This is a genomic window from Dechloromonas hortensis (genome assembly GCF_009469765.1).
Taxonomy (GTDB): Bacteria; Pseudomonadota; Gammaproteobacteria; order Burkholderiales; family Rhodocyclaceae; genus Azonexus; species Azonexus hortensis.
The window spans coordinates 190,804-210,157 of record NZ_SSSQ01000002.1 but is presented as its reverse complement, the minus strand read 5'-3'; the positions used below and the strand labels follow the sequence as shown (position 1 = coordinate 210,157).

Here is a 19,354-nt window from a genome sequence, read left to right as displayed (position 1 = left end):
GGGCGGGCAGCGTTCAGTAACGTACGCCGGGCGGCGGCGTGAAGGAATCCAGTGCGTTGAGATAGGCGGCACGGGCGAAGGCGCTCGGGTCGGGCAGGTTCTGCTGGCTCATTGAGCCTTTCAGCTGTGCTACCGACTGGTATTCGCGCTCTTCCAGCCAGCGCCCGATGCCGGCCAGCACCGTTTTCAGCACGGCCGGGCCGCCACTCAACAAGGCGCTCGCCAAATGTACGACATCAGCGCCGGCGAGCAGCATTTTCAGGGCGTCCTCGGCGGTGTGCACACCGCCGGTCGCCGCCAATGTCAGGTTGCTGCGACCGCGCAGGATGGCGATCCAGCGCATGGTGAGCAGGACATCGGCCGAGCTCGACAATTGCACGCGGTCGACCACCGTCAAACTATCCAAATCGATATCTGGCTGAAAAAAGCGGTTAAACAACGAGACGCCCGCTGCGCCGGACTTTTCAGCATGGCGGACAAAGTTCGGCAGTGATGAGAAAAACGGCGACAGCTTCATGCTGATCGGCAGCGTCACCGCCCCCTTCAGCTCCTGCAGTAACGACAGGTAATGGTCTTCCAGCGCTTCGCCGGATACCTTCGGGTCGCTCGGCATGTACCAGGCGTTCAGTTCAAGGGCGTCGGCGCCGGCCGCCTGCATTTCCTTGCCCAATTCGACCCAGCCGCTCAGTGAGGAACCGTTCAGGCTGGCGATGACCGGGATGGCCAGGCGCTGCTTGAGCAAGGTGATCTGCTCAAGATAACTGTCGAGCTTGCTCTGGTAGCCTTCTGCAAACGGCAGATGCCCGGCGCCTTCGTCGAAGGCATCGGGATTGACCAGAAAGCGGTCGATCATCCGTTCGTCGTTGCGCACATCCTCCTCGAACAGCGAGTGCATGACGATGGCCGCGGCGCCGGCGTCCTCCAGATGCAGCACGGCATCCAGGTTGTGGCTGAGCGGCGTCGAGGACGGGACCAGCGGGTTCTTCAGCTTGAGGCCGAGATAGTTGGTGGACAGATCAGGCATTGCGCTCCCCTTTTTCCTCGGCACTGGCCGCCGGCTGGTCGATGGCCGTTTCCGGCAAGGCCAGCCCGGCCAGTTCGACATATTCCTGATGGCGCAGGCGGGCGTTCTTTTCGGCCTGCGCCATGAAACGCGCCGCTGCTTCCGGCTGTTGGCGTTCGAGCACGGTGAAGCGTGCCTCGTTGCCGGCAAAGTCGCGGAACGGCACGCTCGGCGCCGCGCTGTCGACCGACAGCGGATTCTCGCCCGCCTCGCGCCGGCGCGGGTCGTAGCGTAGCAGCGGCCAGTGGCCGGCCTTGACGGCCAGATCCTGCTGCCGGTGGTTGTGCGACAGATCGACGCCATGCGCGATGCACGGGCTGTAGGCGATGATGAGCGAGACGCCGGGATAGCTCTCGGCATCAAGGAAGGCCTTCAGCGTATGACCATCCTTGGCGCCGTAGGCGACTTGGGCGACGAAGACGTTTTCGTAGTCCATCGCGATCCGGGCCAGATCCTTCTTGCGGTTCGGCTTGCCGCCGGCCGCGAACTTGGCGACGGCGCCGAGCGGCGTCGCCTTCGAGTTCTGGCCGCCGGTATTGGAATAGACCTCGGTATCGAGAACCAGGATATTGACGTTCTCGCCCGAGGCCAGCACATGGTCGAGGCCGCCGAAACCGATGTCGTAGGCCCAGCCGTCGCCACCGATGATCCACACGCTGCGCCGGATCAGGGTCTCGGCAATGGCAGCCAGCGCCGCCGCGGCCGGCGTCGCCAGATGAGCGAGCCAGCTCTGCAACTGGGCGACCCGTTCGCGCTGTTCGTGGATGCCGGCTTCGCTGCTCTGGTCAGCGTTGAGCAGCGCCTCGACCAGGTCCTGGCCGATATCCGGTGCCAGCGCCCGCAACTGGCTACGCGCCGCCACGGCCAGCTGGTTGGTCGCCAGCCGCAGGCCGAGGCCGAACTCGGCGTTGTCCTCGAACAGCGAATTGTTCCAGGCCGGACCGCGCCCGTCGGGATCGGTCGTATAAGGCGTGGTCGGCAGGTTGCCGCCGTAGATCGACGAACAGCCGGTGGCATTGGCGACCAGCATGCGGTCGCCGAACAGTTGCGTCGCCAGCCGGATGTAGGGCGTTTCGCCGCAGCCGACACAGGCGCCGGAGAATTCGAAGAAAGGCTGGAGCAGCGCCGCGCCCGGCACCGTGCCACGCTTGACGAGACGCCGGTCGTAATCGGGCAGCTTCAGGAAGAATTCCCAGTTCTCCGCCTCCTGGCGGCGCAGCGGCGGCTGCTCGGCCATGTTCAGCGCCTTGCGCGAAACATTCGACTTGTCGCGGATCGGGCAGATATCGACGCACAGCGTGCAGCCGGTGCAATCCTCCGGCGCCACCTGGTAGCTCATCTGCCAGCCGGCCGGGTAATCCTTGCTGCGCGTCGGCATGTGCTTGAAGCTGGTTGGCGCGGCCGCAGCCAGTTCGGCCGGGTACACCTTGGCCCGGATGGCGGCATGCGGACAGACGAAGACGCACTTGCCGCACTGCGTGCATAGGTCAGTTTCGAGCACCGGGATCTGCAGCGCCAGATTGCGCTTTTCGTACTGGGCGGTGCCGGTCGGCCAGGTGCCGTCTGCCGGGAACAGCGACACCGGCAAGCGGTCGCCCCGGCCGGCAATCATCGGCAGAGTCAGCTGGCGGACGAAATCGCTGACCTGACGGGCCGCGCCCTCGGCGACTCCGGCGGTCGACACCGCCAAATGGGCAAAATCCACCTTGTGCAGGCAGGCCAACGTCTGGTCGATGGCCCGGTAATTCAGTTCGGCAATGCGCCGCCCCTTGCGGCCGTAGGTCTTTTCCACCGCATGCTTGATCGCGGCGATGGCATCGGCCGGCGGCAGGATGCCGGAAATGGCGAAGAAGCAGGTCTGCATCACGGTATTGATACGCCGCCCCATGTCGGCGGCCAAGGCCACCTGGTAGGCGTCGATGACGTAGAACTGGATGTCCTTGTCCCGCATCTGGCGCTGCATGGCGGGCGGCAAGGTCGTCCAGACCTGCTCGGCCGGCAGGTGGGTATTGAGCAGGAAGACGGCGCCCGGCGCCGCATGCACCAGCAGATCGTGCGTTTCGAGGAAGAGCGGCTGGTGGCAGGCGACGAACCTGGCATCGCCGTCCCCCGTCAAATAGGCCGAGCGGATCGGCTGCGGCCCGAAGCGCAGGTGCGAGACGGTCATCGCCCCCGACTTCTTGGAGTCGTAGACAAAGTAGCCCTGGGCGTAGAGCGCCGTTTCGTCGCCGATGATCTTGATCGAGTTCTTGTTGGCCGAGACCGTGCCATCCGAGCCGAGGCCGTAGAAGACGGCGGCGAAGGTTTCGTGCGCCGCCTGGGTGCGGAAACTGGGGTCGAACGGCAGCGAGAGGCCGCTGACGTCGTCGGTGATACCGAGCGTAAAGCGGCGCCGTGGCAGGCCGGCGCCCCTGGAAGCAACGGCTGCCCCTGCGGTCAACGCCTCGAAAACGGCCAAAACCATGGCCGGCGTGAATTCCTTGGAGGCCAGGCCGTAGCGGCCGCCGATCACCGTCGGCAAGGCGGTGAAGCGCGGCGCCGGGTTGCTCAGATCCTCGGCCAGCGCGACCAGCACGTCCTTGTAGAGCGGCTCGCCCTCAGCGCCCGGCTCCTTGCAGCGGTCGAGCACGGCGATGCGGCGCGTCGTCGTCGGCAAGGCGGCGAGCAAGGCGGCCGGCGCCCACGGCCGGAACAGCCGGACCTTGAGCAAGCCGACCTTTTCACCCTGGCGATTGAGATGCTCGACGGTTTCCTGCACCGTTTCCGCCCCGGAGCCGATCAGGATGATGACGCGCTCGGCATCGGCCGCGCCGACGTAATCGAACAACTGGTAGTGGCGGCCGGTCAGCTGGCCGAACTGGTCCATCGCCTGCTGGACGATACCGGGGAAGGCGTCGAACCACGGGTTCTGCGCTTCGCGAGCCTGGAAGAAGACATCGGGGTTCTGCGCAGTGCCGCGCAGCACCGGGTGTTCCGGCGACAAGGCGCGGCCGCGCAAGGCAATGATGTTTTCCGGCGGCAGCATTTTATGCAGCACGGCATCGTCGACCGGCGCGATCTTGGCGACTTCATGCGACGTACGGAAGCCGTCAAAGAAATGCAGCACCGGGATGCGCCCGGCCAGCGTCGCCGCCGTCGCGATCGCCGCCATGTCGTGCGCTTCCTGCACCGAGTTGGAAGCGAGCAGCGCGAAGCCGGTGGCGCGGGTCGCCATCACGTCGGAATGGTCGCCGAAGATCGACAGCGCATGGGTGGCGATGGCGCGGGCCGCAACATGGAAGACGGTCGGCGTCAATTCGCCGGCGATCTTGTACATGTTGGGAATCATCAGCAGCAGGCCCTGCGAGGCGGTGAAGGTGGTGGCCAGCGCGCCGGCCTGCAGCGCGCCGTGTACCGTGCCGGCGGCGCCGCCTTCGGACTGCAGCTCGACAACGCGCGGCACGCTGCCCCAGATATTGGCTTTGCCCTGCGCCGCCCATTCATCGGAAAGTTCGCCCATGCCGGACGAGGGAGTGATCGGATAGATCGCGATCACTTCGGACACGCGGTAAGCCACGTGGGCGACGGCTTCGTTGCCGTCGATGGTGAGCATCTTGTTCATGACAATCCCTGGCAATACCCGCTGCGAACGCAATGGCTCGCAGGGTGAAGGCGGCCGGGCCGGCGCCGCCGCTTGCTGCATAGCAACAAGCCGATTCTACGCCCGTTTCCGGCAAAAATATGCCAAGTAAAAGCGGGCGCCGATCAGCCCGGGAAAGTCAGGCGATTATTGCCTGCAAATAGGCGTCGACCGCAGCACTCTGCAACGGCCGGGAAAACAGGTAGCCCTGGAATTCGTTGCAGCCGCAGACAGTGAGAATCTCGCGCTCGGCTTCGGTTTCGACGCCTTCGGCGACGATGTGCAGGTCGAGGCTGCGACCGAGGAAGATGATCGCATGCGGGATCGCCATCGCCTTGCCGCCGCGGTTGCAGCCGGAAACGAAGGAACGGTCGATCTTCAGCGTGTCGATCGGCAGCTGCTGCAGGTAGGCGAGCGACGAATAGCCGGTGCCGAAGTCATCGACCGCGATACGCACGCCGAGCCCCTTGATCGACTTGAGGACGCGGATGGTGTGCTCCATGTCCCCCATGATCATGCTCTCGGTGATTTCCAGCTCCAGGCATTCCGGCGGCAGGCCGGAGACGGCCAGCGCATCGGAGACCAGCGCCAGCAAGCCGGGTTCGCGCAACTGCCGGGCCGACAGGTTGACGGCGACGCCCAGCGCCTGGCCATCGACCAGTGGCCAACTGGCAGCAGCCCGACAGGCGGCATAGAGTACCTGCTCGCCGATCGCCAGGATCTGCCCGGTTTCCTCGGCCAGCGGGATAAAACGGTCGGGCGTCACCAGGCCCTGGCCGGCACTGTTCCAGCGCACCAGCGCCTCGAAGCCGCGGACCCGGCCACCGCCATCGACCTTCGGCTGGTAGACGACGGTCAGTTCGTTGTTTTCGATGGCGCTGCCGAGCGCCGTTTCCAGCGCGAAACGGTCCTGCGCCGCCTGGTTGAGGTCGCGGGTATAGAAACAGTACTGCCCCTTGCCGCTTTCCTTGGCGTGATACATCGCGACATCGGCCACCCGCAACAGGCCGTCGAGATCCTGCGCGTCGTCGGGAAAAACGCTGACGCCGATGCTGCAGTTGATACGCAGACCGTGCCCGGCCAGTTCGAGCGGCGCCTGGACGGTGGCCAGCACGCGCTCCAGCAGGTGTTTGGTGTCATCCGGCGAGACCTGCTCGCCGAGGATCAGCACGAACTCGTCGCCACCGTAGCGGGCGACAGTATCGAGGCCGCGCAGCGCGGTGCGCAGGCGGCTGGAGATTTCGATCAGCAACTGGTCGCCGGCGGCATGGCCAAGGCTGTCGTTGATCACCTTGAAGTTGTCGAGATCGACAAAGGCCAGCGCCACCTTGCCGCTCTTGCGGCGGGCCAGTTGCACGGCCTGGGCCAGCCGGTCGGCGAGCAGGTTGCGGTTGGGCAGGCCGGTCAGCGGATCGTGCGTCGCCTGGTGCTGCAGCACCGACTGATGGCGATGACGCTCGGTGATGTCCTCGACCGTGCCTTCGTAATAGAGAAAAGTGCCGTCCGACGAGCGCACGGCATGGGCATGCTCGGCAATCCAGATCCGGCTACCGTCGCAGCAGATGATTTCCGACTCGAAATCGGTAACCCGGCCGTCGCGCTGGATCAATTCCTTGAAATCGTCACGCCGCTGCGGGTCGACGTAAAGCCCGCTGGCAATGTCGGCCAGGCTGCTGATCAGCGCCTCCGGCGTCGGGTAGCCGTAGAGCCGGGCCAGGGCCGGATTGGCGGCCAGATAACGACCGCTCTCGGTACTCTGGAACATGCCGACCACCGCACTTTCGAAAATGCTGCGATAGCGCAGTTCGGTTTCCGCCAGCTGGATCTGGGCCTGAACGCGGTCGGTGATGTCTTCGAGATAGGCTTCGAGCAGGCGCAGCCCGCCTTCGTCGCGCAGGCCGACGCCGCGTTCGAGCACCCACTTCTCCTCGCCGTCGCGGCAGACGATGCGGTACTCGATGCTGTAGCGCGAACCGGTATCCAGTGCCGCCAGGATGGTGCCACGCACCGCTGCCCGGTCTTCCGGGTGGGTCAGCGACTCCAGCGAATTCTGCCGATTGCCGACCAGATCCTCGGCCCGATAACCGGTCAGGCCATAACAGCCGGGGCTGACCGACAACAGCGTCCAGAACTCGTCGATCAGGCAGCGGAACAGCATGCCGTCGAGGTTGGAAAACAGCGTCGCCATCGCCGGCGCCTGCTGTACATAAGCCTGGCGCAAGGCGCAGCCCGGGCTGCCTCCGGGTTGCACGAAATGCTGGCTCTCAGGCGCGCCGGGGATGAAGTGATTGCGAAACATGGGAATAACCGCTACCTGCCTGTTTTAACTGAACGCCGCTGTCGCCGATCCAGGCGAAGACATGGTCGATCGCGCCGGAGGCGACTTCAAAATACTCCTGGGCCGCCACCGTGATCCCCGAGCTGAGCAGCATCTGGGTCCGGATGACGCGCGCCATCTGCTGCACGCCACGCGCCGCCTTGTCGGCCACCACTCCTTCGCCGCCGGCTTCGCTGGCCTGCTTGAGCAAGGCCTCGGCGCGGGCGACGAGAAACATCAGGCGGACCCGGACCACGGCCGAACAGCCATGGCGGGCGGCGACGCTCATGCCGAGGGCGCGCGCCTGGCCGAGGCATTCGGTCAGGGCCGGCAGGCGACTGGCGTAATTGCGCACCAGGCCGCGCGCCGCCGGCTCGTCGAGCAGCAATTCGACGCGCGACTCGCCGAGCGCAGCCAGCCAGTGCAGCAATTGTTCGATCAGGAAACTGTGCTGGGCAATGCTCTGCTCAACCGACAGGCCGGGCAGTTTCTCGTGCAGATTCGCCCAGTTGAAGCGGAACAGGTCGAGGTCGTTCAGCGTCAGGCAGGGATGCACCCGCTCGCCTTCGCGGCGGGCGATATCGCGCAGGGACGGAATGCAGGCCTCGATTTCACGCCCCTTGCCCTCCAGCCGCTGCTTGAAGCCCTGATCGCCGGCCAGCCAGGCCGAGCTCATGCCGCGATGCTGCTGGAAATGGGCAATCAGGGCTAGCAAGGCGCGGCAGGCGGCCAGCGTCTCGTCCAGCGAGCGGCCGGCATCGCTCCGATTGCGGCGGCGATAGAGCCAGAAGGAGCTGGCCCCGACAAACAAGGCCAGCAGACCCATCAGAATCATGATCCAGTCCATGACAACCTCACTCGTATTGGTATTTTTTCAGGGTGCCGTTGAGCTGAACGGACAAGTCGCTCAGGTAACGGGACAGTTCGCTGTTCTCGCGCACCAGATGTTCGTTGGCATCGGCCAGCTGGGCGACCTGCTCGATATCGCGGGCAATGCTCAGCCCCGCCTCGCTCTGCTCGCGGCTGGCGGCGGCGATATCGCGAATCAGCGCCAGCGTCTGGCCGGCATTGCTTTCGACCCGCTGCAGGTCGTCCACTGCCAGCGCCGCATCGTTCAGGCTGGCAGCGGCCCGGGCCGACGTTTCCGCCATCGCTTCGATCATGCTGCCGACCTCCTGGCGCATGCCGTCGATCCGCTCGCCGATATCGTGGGTGGCGTTGCGCGTCCGCTCGGCCAGCTTGCGCACCTCGTCGGCGACCACGGCGAAGCCCCGTCCCTGTTCGCCGGCCCGTGCTGCTTCGATGGCGGCATTCAGGGCGAGCAGATTGGTCTGTGCCGCGATCTCGGCAATCAGTTCGACGATGATGTCGATTTCCTGCGAGCGCGCCCCGAGCCGGCTGGCGCCCTCCGAAGTCTGGCGTACGGTCGCCGCCAGGCTCTCAAGACTTTTCGCCAGCCCGCTCACCCGCTCGGCGCCGGCCTCCGCCATCTGGCCGGAAGCCTCGGCCACCTCGGCGGCACCGCCGGCACTGTCGCTGGTCTGGCCGAGGCTGACCGTCAACTGCTCCAGCGTCGCTGCCGACGACAGGGTGATGTCGCGCTGACGGCGCACGCCGTCGTTGCCGCCGCTGGCATTGGCGCTGCTCTCGCCGGCGACGCTGGAAATTTCCTGCGACATCCGGGCAAAGGCCAGAATCAGCCCGGACAAGGAACGCGCCATGCCGTTCAGGCGCTCGGCCAGCGGCGCCAGCGCGCCGCAGCGCGGCGCATCGAGCCGACTGACCAGCGCCCCGCCGGCCAGATCCTGGGCAAAACGATCAATCAAGCCGAGGCCGGATTCCAGTTCCTGCTGCACATGCCAGCCGAGGAGCAGCGCGAGCAGCAGCAAACCGGCCCCCAGCCCGGCCAGCAGTGCCGAACCCTGGCCGGCGGCGGCCCAGGCCAGCGCAGCGGCGGCAGAGAACGCCAGGGCGCAGACCGTCAGTTGTTGCCAGCGCACAGAACGCATGCTGGCGTGCAAAGCCGGGGCTGAATCACTCTTTGTCATATATTTCGCACACATATTTACAAAACTGTCACAACCAAAGCAATTCGCTTGCCACGCGACAATCAAATGGCAGTTTGCCAATCAAACAACGACTTACAAGACTTTTTTTGCACCAGACCGGGCCAAACCCACCCATTCGCCTCAAGAGCGGCCCGACCCGGCGGGCCGATGCACCATTCAGGTGCCCGCCTTTCCCCACCTCCGGCGCAACAATGCCTCCGAACGGTGCAGCGCGATGCGGCTTTGAGCAGCGGCTATAATTGAGGTTTTGCCAAGCAACGAGACGAACATCATGGACGCGGAACACATCAACAGCATCGCCAACAAGCTCGAAGACATCGCGCAGCGCGCGGCCGAGCTGCGGAGGTATCTTTGACTACGATCAGAAACGCGAGCGCCTGACCCTTCTCAATCTGGAGATGGAAGATCCCAAGATTTGGGATGACGCCAAACGTGCCCAGGAACTGGGCCGCGAAAAGAAATCGCTGGAAGACATCGTGCTGGTGCTGGAAGAAGTCCAGGCCGGGCTCGATGACGGCCGCGAGCTGTTCGCCATGGGCAAGGAAGAAGGCGACGACGACACGCTGCTCTCGGTCGAAGCCGACAACGTGCCGCTCGAGCAAAAGATTGCCGCCCTCGAATTCCGCCGGATGTTCAACAACCCGTCCGACCCGATGCCCTGCTTCCTGGAAATCCAGGCCGGCGCCGGCGGTACCGAAGCCCAGGACTGGGCTTCGATGCTGTTGCGCATGTATCTGAAATACGGCGAAAAGAAGGGTTTTTCCGTCGAGGTCATGGAAGAATCCGAAGGCGACGTCGCCGGCATCAAGAGCGCCACCGTCAAGTTCACCGGCGACTACGCCTACGGCACGCTGCGCACCGAGACCGGCATCCACCGCCTGGTCCGCAAGTCGCCGTTCGACTCCAACGCCCGCCGCCACACCAGCTTCACGTCGGTGTTCGTCTTCCCGGAAGTCGATGACTCGATCGAGATCAACATCAATCCGGCCGACGTCCGTACCGATACCTACCGCGCCTCCGGCGCCGGTGGTCAGCACATCAACAAGACCGACTCCGCCGTGCGTCTGACCCACGTCCCGACCGGCATCGTCGTCCAGTGCCAGAACGACCGTTCGCAGCATCGCAACCGCGACGAAGCCTGGCAAATGCTGCGCGCCCGCATCTATGAGTTCGAACTGCGCAAGCAGCAGGCCGAACAACAGAAGTTGGAAGACGCCAAGTCTGATATCGGCTGGGGCCACCAGATCCGCTCCTACGTGCTCGACCAGTCGCGCATCAAGGATCTGCGTACCAACCACGAAACCGGCAACACCCAGGCCGTGCTCGACGGCGACCTCGATCCCTTCATCGAGGCCAGCCTGAAACAAGGCGTCTAAGCGGCGCCGACCGTGAGTCAACGGTGATTCGCCTCCTCGCCTGGCTGGCCGGCACGCTGCTTCTGCTCGTGCTGGCCGCCGGGGGCTTGTTGCTGGCGGCGGTCGACCGCCAGCCGCTGGTCAACCGCAGCGAAACCATCGCCCCGCTCGCCGTCGCCCAGGCCCGCTGGCTGTTCCAGACCAACGACCCGCGCCGGCTGCGGCCCGGCGAAGCGCGGCAAACCGCCATCCCGGTCGCCCTCATCGACGAAGGCATCAACTACGCTGCCAGCCGAGGCCTGCGCGGCCGCGGCGGCCTGTTGCTGAACGGCGATGCGGCCGAAATCCGCCTCAGCCTGCGCCTGCCCGGCGAACACTACCTGAACCTGCGGGCCAGCATTCCGCCCGGCCCCGGCGAACCGCGCCTGGCCAGCGCCGCCCTCGGCCCCCTGCCGCTGCCGGCCGGCCTGCTCGAACTGGCGCTGAACACGGCCATCGAAGGCACCGGCTACGGCCGCGAATGGCGGCTGGCGCGCAGCGCCATCCGCAACCTGAATTACGACACGCGCAACCAGCGCATCCTGGTCAGCTACGTCTGGGAACCGGCCATCCTCGAACGGGCCCGCGCCATCGCCCTCAACCCGGCCGAACTCGACCGCATTCGCATTGCCCAGCGGCAGTTTGCGGCACTGCTCGATCATCATGCACGGGGCGCCAAAGTCGCCCTCCCCGACGTGCTGCAGGCCATGCTCGCCGGTACTGGCGACGATCAGCGCCAGCAGCGCCGCGCTGCGCTGCTGGTGATGGCCGCCTACCTGGCCGAAAAAGACCTCGCCGCGATCATTCCCGACGCCCGCAACTGGCCACAGCCGCGCCAGGTCATGTTGATGCTGGCCGGGCGCTACGACAGCGCCCAGCATTTCGTCATTTCCGCCGCGCTCGCCGCCTGGGCCGGCGAACCGGTGGCCGATGCCATCGGCGTCTACAAGGAACTGGCCGATTCGCGGCACGGCAGCGGCTTCTCCTTCGCCGACCTCGCCGCCGACCGGGCCGGCACCCGCTTCGGCGAAGGACTCAACCGCGACGACGCTAAGCTGCAGGCGGCGCTGCAAAACACACTGCGCGAGCAGGACCTGATCCCCTCGCTGGCCGGCCTGCCGGAATACATCAGCGCCCGCGACTTCCGCCGCCAGTTCGGCGACCCGAGCAGCCCAGCCTACCAGCGGCTGAACGCGGAAATCGAACAGCGCCTGGCTGCCCTCCCCCTTTACCGCCCGTGAAGCAGATGCCCACCAACATCTTTGCCGACCTGCCGCGGTCGACCTTGCCGGAAGAGCAATTTTCGGAACTGCTGAGCCACCCCGGCCTGCGCATCGAACGCATCGTTTCGACCGGCCAGGCCAGCCCACCGGATTTCTGGTACGACCAGGCGCAGGCCGAATGGGTCCTGCTGCTGCAAGGGCAGGCCGAACTGCGTTTTGAAGACACTCCGCAGCCGGTGCCGCTGGCCGTCGGCGACTTCGTCGAAATCGCCGCCCATCGCCGGCATCGCGTCGAATGGACAGACCCGGGCCAGACCACGGTCTGGCTGGCCATCCATTACGCAGCGGACTGACGCATCGTGCTTTCCCTGAACGGCCAAATCGGCGAAAATTCAGGGTTCTACAGCGGTCGACCGCAGCAAACCTCAATTTCCAAGGATTTTTCATGTCCAACGCCGAACAGCAAGCCCCGGTCCAGCAAGACGAAAACCAGCTCATCGCCGAGCGTCGCGCCAAACTGGCCGAGTGGCGCAAGAGCGGCCAAGCCTTCCCCAACGACTTCCAGCGCGAGAACACCGCGGCCAAGGTCCTCGAAGTCTACGGCGAGAAATCGGCGGAAGAACTCGAAGGCATGCCGGTCGAAGTCAAGGTTGCCGGCCGCATGATGCTGAAGCGCGTCATGGGCAAGGCGTCTTTTGCCACCGTCCAGGACCTCTCCGGCCGCATCCAGATCTACATCACCCGCGACCGTGTCGGCGAAGACGTTTATACCGCCTTCAAGGGCTGGGACCTCGGTGACATCATCGGCGTCACCGGCATCCTGATGAAGACCAAGACCGGCGAGTTGTCCATCCAGGCCGCCGAGATCCGCCTGCTGACCAAGTCGCTGCGCCCGCTGCCGGACAAGTTCCACGGCCTGGCCGACCAGGAAATGAAGTATCGCCAACGCTACGTCGACCTGATCATGAACGAGGAAACGCGCTTCACCTTCCGCGCCCGTTCCGCCATCGTCGCCTCGATCCGCAACTACATGACCGGCCACGGCTTCATGGAAGTCGAAACGCCGATGATGCACCCGATCCCGGGCGGCGCCTCGGCCAAGCCTTTCGTCACGCACCACAACGCGCTCGACATGCAGCAGTTCCTGCGCATCGCCCCCGAGCTGTACCTGAAGCGCCTGGTGGTCGGCGGTTTCGAGAAGGTTTTCGAAATCAACCGCAACTTCCGCAACGAAGGTCTGAGCCCGCGCCATAACCCCGAATTCACCATGATGGAGTTCTACGAGGCGTATGCGAACTACCACACGCTGATGGACTTCACCGAAGGCCTGCTCCGCCACGCCGCCCGCGAGGCGCTGGGCAAGGAAGTCTTCATTTATCAGGGCCGCGAACTCGACCTCTCCAAGCCTTTCCATCGCCTGACCATCTGCCAGGCCATCCAGCGCGAACAGCCGGGCTTCACCGATGCCCAGCTGGCCGACCCGGAATTCCTCAAGGCCCAGATCAAGGCCTTCGGCGAGCCGATCAAGCCGGGCGGCTTGGGCAGCCTGCAACTGCAACTGTTCGAAGCCTGCGCCGAAGCCCAGTGCTGGGAACCGACCTTCATCATCGACTACCCGGTCGAAGTCTCGCCGCTGGCCCGCGCCTCCGATTCCAACCCGGAAATCACCGAGCGCTTCGAACTGTTCATCGTCGGCCGCGAAATCGCCAATGGCTTCTCGGAGTTGAACGACGCTGAAGACCAGGCGGCGCGCTTCCACGAACAGATGAAGGCAAAGGATGCCGGCGATGAAGAGGCGATGTATTACGACGCCGACTTTATCCGGGCCCTGGAATACGGGCTGCCGCCGACCGGTGGTTGTGGCATCGGCATTGATCGGCTGATCATGCTGCTGACCGACTCGGCAGCGATTCGCGATGTGATTCTCTTCCCCTCCATGCGTCCCGAGTGATGTGGTCGGCTGCGCTTGCCAATACGGCGTTGCACGACACCTTGCATAGCGCTGCTATGCGGCGGCGCCGTGCGCCTTGTCTTGGCGGCGCTCGCTCGACCACGGGCTGCTTGTGACTGAAAATCCAACACTCGAAGCCGCCGCCCGGGCGGCTTTGACGACGCATCACAGCCGTGCCCTCGTTTTCGAACATGAGGGCCGGCGCTATGTCGTCAAGAAACTGGCCGAAAAGCCGCGCAAGCTGGGGCAGACGCTGTTCATGCGCTGGCTGGTCAAGCGGCTGACCGGACAGCCGCTGCCGCTACGCACGCTGGCCCTGTCGCAGGCGGCCGGCAGTATGGATTTCGAGGCCAACCGGCTGAAGGTGCTGGCCGCAGCCGGCATTCGCGTGCCGCGGGTGGCGCTGGTCACGCCCGAGTTTTTCGTGCTCGAATTTTGCGGCACCGTCGTCGCCACGCTGCTCGAAAAATGGACGCCGGAAATCTGGCGCCGCGAACTGCCGCGCCTGGCCAGCGAACTCGGTGAATTCCACCGGGCCGGCCAGTGGCACGGCGGGGCGCAGATCAAGAACATCACGCTGCTCGACGGCCTGAGCTATCGCATCGATTTCGAAGAGAACTTCGGCGAATTCCTGCCCCTTGCCGTTGCCCAGACCGCCGACCTCGCCCTTTTCCTGAATTCCATCTCGCTGGCCGGTCCGGTCGGCGAAACCGAATCGCGCCAACTGCTGCCGCAACTGCTGGACGCCTACTTCGCCGCCAATCCCGACCCGGAAATCAAGCGGATCATCCACCGCGCCCTGCCCTTGCTGAAAAAACTGGCCGGACTGGCCGGGCTGTTCCAGCGCTGGTCGAAAAAAGGCATCCGCCGCGTGCTGATCCTGGTCGATGTGCTGGCCACGGTGAAATAAATGCAAATCCGCCAATTACAAATCGCCAACGATAGCGTGCAGGATCGCCTGGTCCTGCGCGTCGGCACCCAGGCCAACGAGGAATACCGGATCTACATCACCCGCCGTTTCCTGCGCGAAATCTGGCCGCACTTGGTCGAAATGCTCAATGGCCACCTGAGCGGCCAGTCGGTGACCGTCGTCGAGGCCAATGCCGACACCGATGTCGTACCCGGCGAAGCAGCCTCTTTCGAACAGTCCTTCATCGACGACAACCCAAGCTATCCGCTCGGCGCCACCCCACTACTGGCCAGCGAGGCAGTCCTCGAAGCCAGCGGCGACGGGACGGCGCGACTGATCCTGCGCGAAGGGCGCGAACGGCGCTTCACGCTCGAACTGACCGCCGAAATCCTGCACGCGCTGTGCGCCATGCTGCGCGCCGCCAACGACCAGGCCGCCTGGGATCTGACGCTGGCCTACGACAGCCCGGCGCCGATCAGCCCGCCGCCGACCGGCAAAACCCTGCTCCATTAGTGGAAAAACTGCAGCCCGCCCGCCTCGAACTGGTCGCCTACGACACGCCGTACTCGGCCACTTACGACGACGTTTATCACTCGGCCCTCGGCGGCCCGGCCCAGGCCCGGCATGTCTTCCTGGCCGGCAATGAGCTGCCGCAACGCTGGCAGGGCCGTCATCGCTTCGTCATCCTCGAAACCGGCTTCGGCCTCGGCCTCAGTTTTCTCGCCGCCTGGCAGGCCTGGCGGGCCGACCCGCAGCGCTGCCAGCGGCTACATTTCATCTCCTTCGAGAAGCACCCGTTTGCGCTGGCCGACCTCGTCGGCGCGCAAACCGCCTGGCCGGAATTCGCCGAACTGGCGGCCGAACTGCAGCGGCACTGGCCGGCGCTGACGCCGGGCATGCACCGCCTCTACCTGAATGGCGGCCAGGTCATCCTGACCCTGCTCTTCGGCGATGCGACGACGCAGATCCGGGCGGTCGACGCCTCGGTCGATGCCTTTTTCCTCGACGGCTTTTCGCCGGTCAAGAATCCCGAACTGTGGTCGCCCCACTTCTGCAAGGCGCTGAGCCGGCTGGCCGCCCCCGGCGCCACGCTGGCGACGTGGACGGTGGCTGGCCACGTCCGTCAGGCGCTGACGGCGGCCGAATTCACCGTCGAAAAACGCCCCGGCTTTGCCGGCAAACGCCAGATGCTGGCCGGCCACCTGCGTTCGCGCCGCCCCGACCGCTTCCCGGAGCCGACGGAGCGCCGCGCCATCGTCATCGGCGCCGGCATTGCCGGCAGCACCACGGCCCACCGGCTGGCCGCCGCGGGCTGGCAGGTCACCGTCCTCGAACAGGCGGCCGGCCCCGGCCAGGGCGCCTCAAGCAACCTGGCCGGCATGCTGCGCCCGCTACCCAGCGCCGACGACAACCGCCTGTCGCGCCTAACCCGAGCCGGCTTTCTCGCCACCCGGGCGCTGCTCGCCGGGCTACCCGAAGCCCGCTGGTCGCCGTGCGGCGTGCTGCACCTGGCCCGCGAAGCGGTGCATGAAGCGCAGCAGCGGCGCGCCGTCGAACAACTCGGCTGGCCTGAAGAACTACTGCAATTCGTCGAGCGCGACGCAGCCTCCCGTCTGCTCGGCCAGTCGGTCGCCAACGGCGGCTGGTGGTTTCCAAACGGCGGCTGGGTGCAACCGCCGTCCGTCTGCCAGGCGGCGCTGGCCGCTTTTCCCGAGCGGATCACGGTGCACTTCAATGCTGCGGTCGACCGCCTGGAAAAGGCAAAAACCGGCTGGCGCGCTGTGGCGGCCGATGGCAACGTACTGGCCGAAGCGCCGGTCGTCGTCATGGCCAGTGGCGCCGCCGCGCCACGTTTCGAACAGTTCGCCTGGCTGCCGCAACGCTCGGCCCGCGGCCAGGTCACCCATCTGCCAGCCGGCCTGACGCCACCGCTCGAGGTCGTGCTGTTCCAGATTGGCTACGCCATGCCCGTCGTCGACGGCATGCAACTGATCGGCGCCTCGCTCTCCTATGATGACGACGATGCAGCCGAACATCCGGTCGATCACCGCGACAACCTGGCCCGCCTCCGGCTGACCCTGCCCGGCTTCGGCGACGGCATCGACCCGGCCGGCCTGAGCGGCCGCGTCGGCTTCCGGCCGATGTCGCCGGACCGCCTGCCTATCGTCGGCCCCGTTCCCGAGCCAGTCGCCGCCGGCAGCAACAGCCGCCTGCACGACCTGGCCCGCCAGCCCGGCCTGTGGTGCGTCCAGGGCTTCGGGGCGCGCGGCATCGTCTGGTCGGCGCTGATGGCCGACCTGCTGCTCAGCCAGCTGGAAAACGAACCGCTACCGCTCGAACGCGACCTGGTCGATGCTCTCGACCCCGGCCGTTTCCTGCTCAAGGCGGCGCGCACCGCTGCGCCGGAGTTCACCGACCACAGTTAGCAGACTGCTGCGGTCAACGCCTGCTAGACTTCATATTTCATCCACATAAGCACAAGAGAGAGGCATGCATGAAAATTGAAACCCTTGCCGTTCATGGCGGTTACTCCCCCGATCCGACCACCAAAGCGGTCGCCGTGCCGATTTACCAGACCACCTCCTACGCTTTCGACAGCACCCAGCACGGCGCCGATCTCTTCGACCTCAAGGTCGCCGGCAATATCTACACGCGGATCATGAACCCGACGCAGGACGTGCTGGAAAAGCGCGTCGCCGCGATGGAAGGCGGCATTGCCGCACTGGCCATGGCGTCCGGCATGGCCGCCATCACCGCCTCGATCCAGACCATTGCCGAGGCCGGCGACAACATCGTCACTTCGAGCACGCTGTATGGCGGCACCTACAACCTGTTCGCCCACACCCTGCCGCAATACGGCATCGAAGTCCGCTTCGCCGATTACCGCGATCCGGAAGCTTTCGAAAAGCTGATCGACGGCAAGACCAAGGCGGTGTTCTGCGAGTCGGTCGGCAACCCGCTCGGCAACATCACCGACTTCGAAAAGCTGGCTGAAATCGCCCACAAGCACGGCGTGCCGGTCATCGTCGACAACACCGTGCCCTCGCCCTACCTGTGCCGCCCCTTCGAACACGGCGCCGATATCGTCGTCCATGCGCTGACCAAATACCTCGGCGGCCATGGCAACAGCATCGGCGGCATCATTGTCGATAGTGGCAAGTTCCCGTGGGCCGAGCACAAGGCCAAGTTCAAGCGCCTCAACGAGCCGGATGTGTCCTACCACGGCGTCGTGTACACCGAAGCCCTCGGCCCGGCCGCCTACATCGGCCGTGCCCGCGTCGTGCCGCTGCGCAACATGGGCGCCGCGATCAGCCCGTTCAACGCTTTCCTGATCCTGCAGGGCATCGAAACGCTGGCCCTGCGCATGGATCGGATCTGCGAAAACTCGCTGAAAATTGCCCAGTTCCTGCAGAAACACCCGAAAGTCAGCTGGGTCAACTACGCCGGCCTGCCCGAGCACAAGGACCACGCACTGGTCCAGAAGTACATGGGCGGCCGTGCTTCCGGCATCCTCAATTTCGGTGTCAAGGGCGGCCGCGAAGGCGGCGGCAAGTTCCAGGATGCGCTGCAACTGGTCACTCGCCTGGTCAATATCGGCGACTGCAAGACCTTGGCCTGCCATCCGGCCTCGACTACGCACCGCCAGTTGTCGCCGGAAGAACTGGCCAAGGCCGGCGTTTCCGAAGACATGATCCGCCTGTCGGTCGGCATCGAGCACGTCGATGACCTGATCGCCGACCTCGACCAGGCGCTGAACGCCGCCTGAGCGACAACGCCCTCCCGACATCAAACCCGGCTAAATGCCGGGTTTTCTTTTTTCCGCATGACACTACAATGAAATTGAGGCAACCGAAGCTACATGCTGACCAGGCGCCCGCCCCGGTCAGGGAGGATGGTTGCCAATACGCCGATAGCACTTGAGCAGCACCTATAAACCAACGTTTGATAGGAGACTCCGTTCATGAAAAATAAAGGCAAAAAAGCGCGCCCGGACCAGGCTGACGATAGCAAAACCAAGCTCAAGGCCAAGGATTACGACAAGGCCCTGCTCAAACTGCAGGGCGAACTGTGCGCCCTGCAGGACTGGGTAGTCGCCACCGGCCAACGCATCATCATCGTCTTCGAGGGCCGCGATGCCGCCGGCAAAGGCGGCACCATCAAGGCCATCACCGAACGGGTCAGCCCGCGCGTGTTCAAGATCGTCGCCCTGCCCGCTCCCTCCGATCGCGAGAAAAGCCAGATGTACATCCAGCGCTACATGGCGCACTTTCCCGCTGCCGGCGAAGTCATCATTTTCGACCGTAGCTGGTACAACCGGGCCGGGGTCGAACGGGTGATGGGCTTCTGCAGCGAGGAGCAGTGCAGCCGTTACCTGGAGCTGTGCCCGTTCATCGAGAAGCAGATCGTGGCCAGCGGCATCATCCTGCTCAAATACTGGCTGGAAGTCGGCGATGCCGAGCAGGAACGCCGTTTCCGGGCACGCATCGACGATCCGGTGCGGCAATGGAAACTGTCGCCGATGGATCTGCCGTCGCGCGAACGCTGGTACGACTACTCGCGGGCCCGCGACCAGATGCTGGAAGCGACCGATACCGATTTCGCCCCGTGGAACATCGTCGACTCCAACGACAAGAAACGGGCGCGACTGAATCTGATCAGCCATCTCCTCAAGCAGATTCCCTACGAGCACCTGCCGCGCAAGACAGTCAAACTGCCCAAGCGGAACATGAAGCATGCCTATGACGATGTGGCGCCCATGGTCAATCGGCGCTGGATTCCGATGAAATACTGAACACCGGGGCCCGGCC

Annotated in this window: 14 protein-coding genes; 9 read left to right on the top strand and 5 right to left on the bottom strand. The window is 65.0% G+C overall.

What is annotated here, in order from left to right:
- Nucleotides 1-13: 13 nt before the first annotated feature.
- The 5 genes from GH663_RS04325 to GH663_RS04305 all read right to left on the bottom strand — a co-directional run bounded on the left by GH663_RS04325 (nucleotide 14) and on the right by GH663_RS04305 (nucleotide 9,008).
- Nucleotides 14-1,024, bottom strand: coding sequence for a dihydroorotate dehydrogenase-like protein (locus GH663_RS04325; protein WP_153130457.1), 1,011 nt, complete (start codon nucleotides 1,022-1,024; stop codon nucleotides 14-16).
- Nucleotides 1,017-4,664: a pyruvate:ferredoxin (flavodoxin) oxidoreductase gene (gene nifJ, locus GH663_RS04320; protein WP_153130456.1), complete on the bottom strand. Its 3,648-nt coding sequence runs from the start codon at nucleotides 4,662-4,664 to the stop codon at nucleotides 1,017-1,019. Before nifJ ends, GH663_RS04325 begins: the two co-directional genes overlap by 8 nt.
- A 157-nt stretch (nucleotides 4,665-4,821) precedes the next feature.
- Complete coding sequence (locus GH663_RS04315) at nucleotides 4,822-6,981, bottom strand: putative bifunctional diguanylate cyclase/phosphodiesterase (RefSeq protein WP_153130455.1); 2,160 nt, start codon at nucleotides 6,979-6,981, stop codon at nucleotides 4,822-4,824.
- Nucleotides 6,947-7,846, bottom strand: a complete 900-nt coding sequence (locus GH663_RS04310) for a nitrate- and nitrite sensing domain-containing protein (protein ID WP_066886609.1) — start codon at nucleotides 7,844-7,846, stop codon at nucleotides 6,947-6,949. The genes GH663_RS04315 and GH663_RS04310 overlap by 35 nt, the downstream gene beginning before the upstream one ends.
- A gap of 7 nt (nucleotides 7,847-7,853) precedes the next feature.
- Nucleotides 7,854-9,008 carry a methyl-accepting chemotaxis protein gene (locus GH663_RS04305; RefSeq protein WP_170291331.1) on the bottom strand — a complete coding sequence of 385 codons (1,155 nt, stop codon included), beginning with the start codon at nucleotides 9,006-9,008 and terminating at the stop codon, nucleotides 7,854-7,856.
- Between the two features lie 331 nt (nucleotides 9,009-9,339).
- On the opposite strand from GH663_RS04305, the gene prfB reads away from it, so the two are divergent.
- The 9 genes from prfB (at nucleotide 9,340) to ppk2 (ending at nucleotide 19,338) form a co-directional block, all read left to right on the top strand.
- Nucleotides 9,340-10,444, top strand: a protein-coding gene (gene prfB / locus GH663_RS04300; RefSeq protein WP_153130453.1) for a peptide chain release factor 2 whose coding sequence is annotated in 2 segments (ribosomal slippage) — nucleotides 9,340-9,420 and nucleotides 9,422-10,444 — 1,104 coding nt in all. Because the reading frame shifts where the segments join, the coding sequence is not laid out codon by codon here.
- 23 nt (nucleotides 10,445-10,467) lie between these two features.
- Entirely contained in the window at nucleotides 10,468-11,703 is a 1,236-nt protein-coding gene (locus GH663_RS04295; protein ID WP_153130452.1) for a YfiM family lipoprotein, read from the top strand.
- Nucleotides 11,704-11,708: 5 nt separating this feature from the next.
- Nucleotides 11,709-12,038 carry a cupin domain-containing protein gene (locus GH663_RS04290; protein ID WP_153130451.1) on the top strand — a complete coding sequence of 110 codons (330 nt, stop codon included), beginning with the start codon at nucleotides 11,709-11,711 and terminating at the stop codon, nucleotides 12,036-12,038.
- A gap of 92 nt (nucleotides 12,039-12,130) precedes the next feature.
- Complete coding sequence (gene lysS, locus GH663_RS04285; RefSeq protein ID WP_153130450.1) at nucleotides 12,131-13,636, top strand: lysine--tRNA ligase; 1,506 nt, start codon at nucleotides 12,131-12,133, stop codon at nucleotides 13,634-13,636.
- Between the two features lie 112 nt (nucleotides 13,637-13,748).
- A complete protein-coding gene (locus GH663_RS04280) occupies nucleotides 13,749-14,546 on the top strand; it encodes a BUD32 family EKC/KEOPS complex subunit (RefSeq protein ID WP_153130449.1) in 798 nt (265 codons plus the stop codon).
- Nucleotides 14,547-15,059 (top strand): hypothetical protein, encoded by a 513-nt coding sequence (locus tag GH663_RS04275; RefSeq protein ID WP_153130448.1) that lies wholly within the window; start codon nucleotides 14,547-14,549, stop codon nucleotides 15,057-15,059.
- Nucleotides 15,059-16,972: a bifunctional tRNA (5-methylaminomethyl-2-thiouridine)(34)-methyltransferase MnmC2/FAD-dependent 5-carboxymethylaminomethyl-2-thiouridine(34) oxidoreductase MnmC1 gene (gene mnmC / locus GH663_RS04270; RefSeq protein WP_153130447.1), complete on the top strand. Its 1,914-nt coding sequence runs from the start codon at nucleotides 15,059-15,061 to the stop codon at nucleotides 16,970-16,972. Before GH663_RS04275 ends, mnmC begins: the two co-directional genes overlap by 1 nt.
- 68 nt (nucleotides 16,973-17,040) lie before the next feature.
- Nucleotides 17,041-18,312 (top strand): bifunctional O-acetylhomoserine aminocarboxypropyltransferase/cysteine synthase, encoded by a 1,272-nt coding sequence (locus GH663_RS04265; protein WP_153130446.1) that lies wholly within the window; start codon nucleotides 17,041-17,043, stop codon nucleotides 18,310-18,312.
- A gap of 195 nt (nucleotides 18,313-18,507) precedes the next feature.
- Nucleotides 18,508-19,338, top strand: coding sequence for a polyphosphate kinase 2 (gene ppk2 / locus GH663_RS04260; protein ID WP_153130445.1), 831 nt, complete (start codon nucleotides 18,508-18,510; stop codon nucleotides 19,336-19,338).
- The last annotated feature ends 16 nt before the right edge of the window (nucleotides 19,339-19,354 follow it).

What these genes read in the sequence shown, in the direction of transcription:
- GH663_RS04325 (WP_153130457.1), bottom strand. Translation starts at nt 1,024, where the DNA reads ATGCCTGATCTGTCCACCAACTATCTCGGCCTCAAGCTGAAGAACCCG.
- nifJ (WP_153130456.1), bottom strand. Translation starts at nt 4,664, where the DNA reads ATGAACAAGATGCTCACCATCGACGGCAACGAAGCCGTCGCCCACGTG.
- GH663_RS04315 (WP_153130455.1), bottom strand. Translation starts at nt 6,981, where the DNA reads ATGTTTCGCAATCACTTCATCCCCGGCGCGCCTGAGAGCCAGCATTTC.
- GH663_RS04310 (WP_066886609.1), bottom strand. Translation starts at nt 7,846, where the DNA reads ATGGACTGGATCATGATTCTGATGGGTCTGCTGGCCTTGTTTGTCGGG.
- GH663_RS04305 (WP_170291331.1), bottom strand. Translation starts at nt 9,008, where the DNA reads ATGCGTTCTGTGCGCTGGCAACAACTGACGGTCTGCGCCCTGGCGTTC.
- GH663_RS04290 (WP_153130451.1), top strand. Translation starts at nt 11,709, where the DNA reads ATGCCCACCAACATCTTTGCCGACCTGCCGCGGTCGACCTTGCCGGAA.
- lysS (WP_153130450.1), top strand. Translation starts at nt 12,131, where the DNA reads ATGTCCAACGCCGAACAGCAAGCCCCGGTCCAGCAAGACGAAAACCAG.
- GH663_RS04275 (WP_153130448.1), top strand. Translation starts at nt 14,547, where the DNA reads ATGCAAATCCGCCAATTACAAATCGCCAACGATAGCGTGCAGGATCGC.
- GH663_RS04265 (WP_153130446.1), top strand. Translation starts at nt 17,041, where the DNA reads ATGAAAATTGAAACCCTTGCCGTTCATGGCGGTTACTCCCCCGATCCG.
- ppk2 (WP_153130445.1), top strand. Translation starts at nt 18,508, where the DNA reads ATGAAAAATAAAGGCAAAAAAGCGCGCCCGGACCAGGCTGACGATAGC.